The 1,440-nt window shown below is 66.7% G+C and carries 2 protein-coding genes; one reads left to right on the forward strand and one right to left on the reverse strand.

Annotation, left to right across the window (positions count from 1 at the left end):
• Positions 1 to 174: transposase (locus tag ACWFRU_RS42425; protein ID WP_453694208.1), on the reverse strand; the 174-nt coding region annotated here is incomplete at its 3' end.
• A 17-nt stretch (positions 175 to 191) separates the two neighbouring features.
• On the opposite strand from ACWFRU_RS42425, the gene ACWFRU_RS42430 reads away from it, so the two are divergent.
• Positions 192 to 1,355 (forward strand): RNA-guided endonuclease InsQ/TnpB family protein, encoded by a 1,164-nt coding sequence (locus tag ACWFRU_RS42430; RefSeq protein WP_453694206.1) that lies wholly within the window; start codon positions 192 to 194, stop codon positions 1,353 to 1,355.
• Positions 1,356 to 1,440: the final 85 nt, after the last annotated feature.

Raw genomic sequence — 1,440 nt, forward strand, 5'->3', positions numbered from 1 at the left:
CTCGGTTTCGAAGTCGGCGCACACGGCTCGCATGATCTCTTCGCAGCGCGTCAGGATCTCGTCGGTGAACGGGCCGCGCCGGTACTTGGGTGTGAAGACCAAGTGCGCGTGCAGGGTGTAGACGACAGTCCGGCCCCTGCGGATGCTGGGATTTGGTTCCCATCGAGGTGACATAGATCAATGATACGATCATGCCCGTGAAGATCGTTGTGCAGGTGAAACTGACGCCGGAGGCCGACCAGGCCGCCGCGCTGTCGGCAACCCTGCACGCCGTCAACGAGGCCGCGAACTGGGTCTCCACGGTCGCCTTCGAGCACGGTGTGCCGCGTGAGTACGAGCTGCGCAGGCACACCTACGCCGAACTCCGCGCCCGCGGGCTGGGCGCGCAGGCGGCCCAGCACACGATCAAGAAAGTCCGCGACGCCTACACCACACTGAAGGCGAACCTGCGGGCCGGACACCTCGGCAAGCCCGGCTCCAGGCGGCGACGCAAGGCCGAGTCAAAGCCGGTCGCGTTCCGGCCGCAGGCCGCGCACCCTTTTGACGACCGGTGCCTTTCGTGGCAGTACGACGCGCAAACCGTCAGCATCTGGACCACGGCGGGGCGTCTGAGGAGTGTCCGGTTCGCCTGTTCCGCCGGCGCACTGAAGATGCTGCGTGAGCACCGGCAGGGCGAATCGGACCTGATCGAGCGGGACGGCGTCTTCTACCTGGTCGCCGTGTGCGACATCCCCGAGCCCGACCCGTACGAGCCGGACGCCTTCATCGGCGTCGACCTCGGCATCGTTAACATCGCCACCACGTCCACCGGCTACCAGGCCGCCGGACGGCACCTGAACCGCCACCGCAAGCGACAGCTCGACCTGCGCAAGAAGTTGCAGGCCAAGCGCACCAAGTCCGCGAAGCGGCGGCTGAAGAACCGGCGCCGCAAGGAACAGCGGCACGCCGCGAACGTGAACCACATCATCTCGAAGAAGATCGTGACCGAGGCTGAACGCACCTCGGCCGGAATCGCCCTGGAAGACCTGGGCGGCATCCGGCAGAGGGTACGGCTCCGCAAGCCCCAACGGGTCACGCTCCACTCCTGGGCCTTCCACCAGCTCGGGCAGTTCCTTGAGTACAAGGCCCGCCGCGCGGGCGTCCCGCTGGTGTACGTCGATGCGGCGTACACCAGCCAGACATGCGCCCACTGCGGCCACATCGACAAGAAGAACCGTGTCGACCAGGCCACCTTCATCTGCCGGAACTGCGGGGTCGTTGCCCAAGCAGACCGGAACGCTTCCCACAACATCGCCCACCGCGGCGAAACCGTGTGGACAGCGGGGCGTGAGTCACGCGTCCCTGCCACCCCATAGGGGTGTCTGGACGGAGGAGCCCCACCCAACAGCCAGTTGGGCGCTACCTCCAAGCCCGGCCCTTCAGGGCCGGGTCAAGTTGACG

It is taken from the genome of Streptomyces sp. NPDC055099 (genome assembly GCF_053607685.1).